A 5,556-nucleotide genomic window follows, 5' to 3' on the forward strand; every position below is an offset into this window, starting at 1 on the left:
AAGCGAGGTGCACCGCGCATGGCGGCACGCACTGATGCGGCGAGGTCAGCGCCCCAGGATGCCGTGGGCTCGATTCAAACGCCTGATCAAGAAATACCTGCCCCCGTGCCGGGTTGTTCACCCGCTCCCATCGGAGCGGTTTCACGCCAAAACTTCTGGTAGGAGCCGTATGCGGTAATTCCGCACGTACGGATCTGTCCGGGGGGCGATGGGTAACCATCGTCCCTACCGGAATCGCGGCATGCCGGCGCCGGAAACCGCGGAATCGCCCGCTTGGTCGGAGGATTTCCCATCCGGAGCCAGCCCGTTCGCGACGCCCGCCGATGATGTGCCAACTACGCGTGCCGAACCACTGGGCTTGACCCCAGCAGCAGCGCCGCAGATGGAGTGGCTGACCGAAGACCTTTTTGCGTAGCAATACGCCAACACTTTGAGTCATGCAAGCCATGTTTCGACTGCCTTTGTGGCAGTCGAAACCCGGTTTCACCCCGCGTCCTGGACGCATCGACCCAGCAGCATCCATTTCTTTCCATTGACCCTGACGGGTGCTTCCCGTCCGGGGCGCACTCCGTCCTATCCCGAGGAGTGCACCATGATCTTGTACCACGCCGGCCCGCAGTGGCTGTTCGTCGACGAGACGTCTATCAATCGTTCGGAGATGGCCAAGCGCCTGACCGAACATCATGGGTTCACCCCATGCACGCTGTACGAGCCGTTTGGCGCAGGCCGCGGCGCGGTCATTGCGAAGCATGACCACATGCTGGTGATGGCGCTGGGCGAGGCGGGTGGCAACACCTTCTATGCGGTGGCGCCGTCCAAGGAACTGCAGGACCTCATCTGGTCTTTCTCGCACGGCCTGGCTTCCCAGTGGAGCGAGCTGGAACTCCGCGCCCTGACCGGCGAGGCGGACTGGAATGCTCTCATGACGATGGCCACAGCGCAGTTCGCGGCCGCACGCCGCTCGGTCGAGCGCGCGATTGCGGGCAAGCTGGCGCATGACGCGCCCAACGCCGAAGCATCCATGCCGGCAGACATGCCGTTGCTGGACGATGACGTGATGGAGGTGCCGCCGGACTACCTCCACTCCTTTACCGGCATGGAGGTGTCTGAATGCGCCCATTGAAACTGACGCTCGCCGGATTCCATGGGATCCGCGACGGGATGCAGCGCGACAGCGTTACCGTCGACCTCACTTCCTTGCCCGCTGGGCTGATCGCCATTGTCGGGCCGAACGGTGCCGGCAAGACGACGATCATGGACAACCTGCATCCGTATCCGCTCATGCCGAGCCACGCGGCCAAGATGTCGGCCGACGCGTTTTCGTACTGGGACCATCTCTGCGCACCGCGCGCAGAGAAGGATCTGGAATGGGAGCATGGCGGCAAGGTCTACCGGTCGGCATTCGCATTTCGCAATCCGGGCAAGAGCCGCAAGGCGGAGTACTACTTGTTCGAGAAGGTGGATGGTGACTGGAAGCCGGTGCAGCTGGCCGATGGAACGTTGTCGGATGGCAAGGCGGAGACCTATGGTCGCTGCCTCGAGGCGGTGCTGGGTTCGGCCGAAGCGTTCTTCACGAGCGTCTTTTCTGCCCAGAACCGCCGGCCGCTGGCCAGCTATCAGCCTGCCGAGATCAAGAGGCTGCTCGCCGAACTGCTCGGGATCGACCACCTGCGCGAGTTGTCGGCCAAGGCCGGCGACGTCGCCAAGGCGTTGAACCGGGCTTTGGAGACGGTGCAGCTGGACGTGCTTGTGCTGTCCGGAAAGCGCGACACCGTGAACGCGATCGCCCAGGAGATTGGTCAGATTGACGAAGGTCTCGGCGCCGAGCGCGCTCGCCGCGCAGAACTGCTCACCAGCGGCAGCAAACTGGAGCAGGAGCGTGCGACGCTGGCGGCCAAGCAGGCCGCCTCTGCCGGAACCGAAGCACGTTTGCGCGAGCTGGACCAGCGCCATCGTGAATTGGCGGGCCGCAGGCAGCAGCTGGCCGGCGACGACCGTGCTGCGGCGTCGAAGGCTTCGGCGCGGCGCCAGGATCTGCAGCGCCTTGCCGCGGAGCACCGGTCCACACTTGCCCAGGCTGAAGCCATCAAGGCGGCGGCCCGTCAGCGTGACGAAGTGCAGCTGGCGCTGGGCCGCCATCGCGGCGAACTCGAACGTCTGCAGAAGGAGCTTGCCGATCTGGAGCCCGTTGCCGGCCAGCACGCGGCGATCGCCAGTGAGCTAAGGGGGATGGAATCCCGCGGCTCGGTGGCGGCGCAGTTGGTCAAGACGCTAAAGGCACAGACGGAAGTGATGGACCAGGTGCCGTGCGCTGGCCATGACATGCACGCGCGTTGTCCGTTGCTGGCCCAGGCGCGCGAAGCCAAGGGCAAGCTCGAGCCACAGGTCATGGAAGTGGCGAACCTGCGTACCAGCTACAAGGCAAAGCAGGAAGCCTTGCAGCAGTTGGGCCAAGCGTTGGCGCGGCTCAATGAGGTGCGCCGCGCCGTTGCAGCGCTGCGGCAGGAAGTCGAGCAGGGCAATTCAGAGCTGCAGCGCCTTACCGGGCTTGCAGCGAAGAAGCCTCTGCTCGATGCTGCGGCGGCTGCATTGGACTTGGCGCAACGCGATCTCGTGACCCTGGACGCGGAGGAAACCGAACGGAAGGCGCGGCTTGACCGTGATACCCGTGACGTGGACACGCAACTGGCGAGCCTGCAACGCGAGCGCGACAGCCTCGCTGTGACGGACGTGACCGGCCTTGTTGCCGATCTTGACCGTCGGCTTGCAGCCGGCCGCGAGTCTGTCAGTGCTTTGGACGGCCGGATCGAATCTCTGATCCGCCGGCAAAGCGCCCTGTCCACCGAGCGCAGTCTGCTCGAACGGGAGCTCGCCGGGTTGGGCGGCCTGGAATCCCAGGTCCAGCGTCTGTCCGATGAGATCGCCCAATGGAAGTTGCTCGCCAAAGGGCTCGGGAACGATGGCGTCATTGCCTTGTCGATCGACGACGCGGGCCCTGCCATCACCGCCATGGTCAATGACCTGCTGCTGGCGTGCTACGGACGGCGCTTCACGGTCGCCATCCAGACGCAGACGAAGCTGGCCAATGGTGACGCCCGGGAGGGCTTCGCCATCACCGTGCTTGATGCGGACAACGGCACGACGAAGGATTTCTCCGTGTTGAGTGGCGGCCAAAAGGTGTGGATCAACGAATGCCTGACGCGTGGCATCGCCCTGTATCGGGCGCAAGACACGCAGCAGCCGTTCCAGACCCTGTTCACCGACGAAGCCGACGGCCCGCTCGATCCGGAGCGCAAGCGCGCCTTCATGCAAATGAAGCGCGAGGTGCTCCGGCTTGGCGGCTACGAGCGGGAATTTTTCATCAGCCAGACGCCCGATCTCGTGGATGAAGCCGATGCCGTCATCGACGTGTTGGCGCTCGCGGCTCAGTAGAGCCGCGACTCCTTTCTAATCAAGCCCGCATTCCCGAAAGGCGGTGCGGGCCTTTTTTCTATGACTTCCGAGATGACAAATTTCGACACCATGAATGCAACGGCAACGAAGCTGACCGCGGAGCAGGAGGTTTTCGTCGCCAACGCGATCGAATTGGGAAAGGCTCAAATCCAACAGGAGATCGCATCGGGCCACATACCGCCGACGGTAAAGACCTTCAGCGCGCTTCACGACTACGTCGACGCAAACGAGTTCGGGGGACTGTGTGCGGACGATGGCGACCTACCGCGCCTCTTTCCCCGCGTCACCGAGGGCGATGCTGAAACGTTCTGCGAGGCGGCAAACCAGGTCCAGCAGGCGCTGGATACATGGCTGGCGAGCGGGATGGAAAAGGCAAGCTTGCTTATTACCAGCTTGGTGGAAGATGCCTTGCATGCAGCCTGTCTGGCGGTGCAGGAGCGGCTGAAGATCGACTACGGCGACGTAGCCGGTGTCTTCTTCTCAGGCAAGCCGAAAGAGGAGTTCGACGCGATGTTTTCCCGCTATGTTCTCTGCGAGATTGGGATGCTCACGTCCCCGGACGACGAATGAGTCGGCGTAGGCGCGCATCGCGTTGGCGGATTGTTGCCGAGAGTGGTTCTCGCTAGAATCGGCCTACTACCCGCGTCGTCGACGCATCGACCTCGCTGACACCAGTCAGCAAATTTCTTTCACCCATAGGGGCCTTCCCTATGGGCAAGGCTCCGTCTATTTCAGGAGCCTATCCATGTTTATCCACTCTCGCGTTACTGGCACTGCTGTCCTTGCTGTGGTGGCGATTCTGTCGCTGGCGCTGTATTTTCTCGGCACGACTTCCAACGCCGATCTTCTCCGATGGCAGTTGCTGTGTTGCTCCGGCGCTGTTGCAGCCGTAGCAGCGCTGTACATGGTGCTTCGCGTGCGAGCCCTGCGCAGCACGCGAAAGCTCATGAAACTCGTTCGTCCGGGCTGGCTGTGAGCCATGCACGCACATGCCGCCCTCGCTCGTCGAGGGTTTATTGCTTCCTATGGAAGGCCCGGCCAACAACCCGTGAAGCGAGTTCATGGGCGTGATGCTCGTAATCGCCATCAAGGGGCCCAGCATCGATGACATGGGCGGCAAGCAGCCTAGCTCATGCGTGCTCGCCGATGAGGTCGTGGAGGGGATTCCGAAGTTTTAACCTGGCCCGTCTGTCCGACTCGATCCACGATCCGGTCTGACGGGCCGTGGCGACATTCACGTAAAGCGCGAAGCGAATTTCTCGTTCAATCGTGCAGGTACTGGCCTGCAATCTACGTTTCACAATATGACAAAAATCATGATTGCGGCGGAACACGCCGCCAAATTGCTGCCTCGTGGCAAGAAGGTACATACATTCATCCGCGTGTTTGCATGGGTGGGTGCAGACGTTGACCGTGCGAGGGTCCTGGCCGCCTTTGAGTCGGCCAAGGAGGTCGAGGTATCGTCATATGCCGCCTGTCTTGACCACCACCTCGTGATCGAGCTGGACGGGATGCGCACATACATCAACACCAACCCGAAGGCGCTTCGCAGACTGCATCCGCAGGTTGCTGCTGGCGGACACGGGGGGGGCGTCAATGAACCCGATTGTCAATATCGGGCTGCATGACCGGGAGTTCGATGGCTCTGGTGGCCCTGCGGAGGTCGCGCGCCGGCTTCGCCAACTGGCTAGCGAGGTATTGCGGGTCGGTGGTTACGAGCGGGAATTCTTCGCCTCGCAGACCAGGCAGACGCTGTCATCGATGTCGTAGCGCTAGCGCTGCAGTACGCGCCTAAAATCCTGCCTCAATCGTGCCCGGCGCCCCAACGGGGCGAGGGCAATTTCTATTTCGGACCAATCATGATTAATAAGGAACGTGCTCGAAATAACTTCCCGCTATGCGGCGTTCCGTGAGCGGATGCTGTAGTTCCACGCAGGCAAGGTTGAGTCGTACTCGATGTTCAGTGAAGCACGGACGCAACGAGTGACTGTCCGTCCGGCTTCATAGACTCCGTCAAGAATGTCAGCAGTAACTTTCAGTCCGGTTTTTGTGCAGGCTTTTTCGATCAGTTCACGAACCAGACTAACGCTGCTGAAGACTACG

At 61.9% G+C, this 5,556-nt stretch carries 6 protein-coding genes; 5 read left to right on the forward strand and 1 reads right to left on the reverse strand.

Annotated elements, in window-relative coordinates:
* Nucleotides 1-592: 592 nt before the first annotated feature.
* The 5 genes from A3A5_RS0111575 (at nt 593) to A3A5_RS44025 (ending at nt 5,081) form a co-directional block, all read left to right on the forward strand.
* The gene (locus A3A5_RS0111575; protein WP_018310733.1) at nt 593-1,123 is read left to right on the forward strand and encodes a hypothetical protein; all 531 of its coding nucleotides are present in this window, start codon (nt 593-595) and stop codon (nt 1,121-1,123) included.
* Nucleotides 1,111-3,432, forward strand: a complete 2,322-nt coding sequence (locus tag A3A5_RS0111580) for an AAA family ATPase (protein WP_018310734.1) — start codon at nt 1,111-1,113, stop codon at nt 3,430-3,432. The genes A3A5_RS0111575 and A3A5_RS0111580 overlap by 13 nt, the downstream gene beginning before the upstream one ends.
* 72 nt (nt 3,433-3,504) lie before the next feature.
* Nucleotides 3,505-4,023, forward strand: a complete 519-nt coding sequence (locus tag A3A5_RS0111585; protein WP_232431327.1) for a hypothetical protein — start codon at nt 3,505-3,507, stop codon at nt 4,021-4,023.
* A 175-nt stretch (nt 4,024-4,198) separates the two neighbouring features.
* On the forward strand, nt 4,199-4,429 hold the full coding sequence (locus tag A3A5_RS0111590) for a hypothetical protein (protein ID WP_018310736.1): 231 nt from the start codon (nt 4,199-4,201) through the stop codon (nt 4,427-4,429).
* A gap of 328 nt (nt 4,430-4,757) precedes the next feature.
* Nucleotides 4,758-5,081, forward strand: coding sequence for a hypothetical protein (locus A3A5_RS44025; protein WP_018310738.1), 324 nt, complete (start codon nt 4,758-4,760; stop codon nt 5,079-5,081).
* A 267-nt stretch (nt 5,082-5,348) separates the two neighbouring features.
* On the opposite strand, the gene A3A5_RS41280 is transcribed toward A3A5_RS44025, so the two are convergent.
* A partial coding sequence (locus tag A3A5_RS41280) for a hypothetical protein (RefSeq protein ID WP_369797769.1) occupies nt 5,349-5,556 on the reverse strand: 208 nt, incomplete at its 5' end.

The organism is Cupriavidus sp. UYPR2.512, assembly GCF_000379565.1.
Classification (GTDB): Bacteria; Pseudomonadota; Gammaproteobacteria; order Burkholderiales; family Burkholderiaceae; genus Cupriavidus.

What these genes read in the sequence shown, in the direction of transcription:
- A3A5_RS0111575 (WP_018310733.1), top strand. Translation starts at nt 593, where the DNA reads ATGATCTTGTACCACGCCGGCCCGCAGTGGCTGTTCGTCGACGAGACG.
- A3A5_RS0111580 (WP_018310734.1), top strand. Translation starts at nt 1,111, where the DNA reads ATGCGCCCATTGAAACTGACGCTCGCCGGATTCCATGGGATCCGCGAC.
- A3A5_RS0111585 (WP_232431327.1), top strand. Translation starts at nt 3,505, where the DNA reads ATGACAAATTTCGACACCATGAATGCAACGGCAACGAAGCTGACCGCG.
- A3A5_RS0111590 (WP_018310736.1), top strand. Translation starts at nt 4,199, where the DNA reads ATGTTTATCCACTCTCGCGTTACTGGCACTGCTGTCCTTGCTGTGGTG.
- A3A5_RS44025 (WP_018310738.1), top strand. Translation starts at nt 4,758, where the DNA reads ATGACAAAAATCATGATTGCGGCGGAACACGCCGCCAAATTGCTGCCT.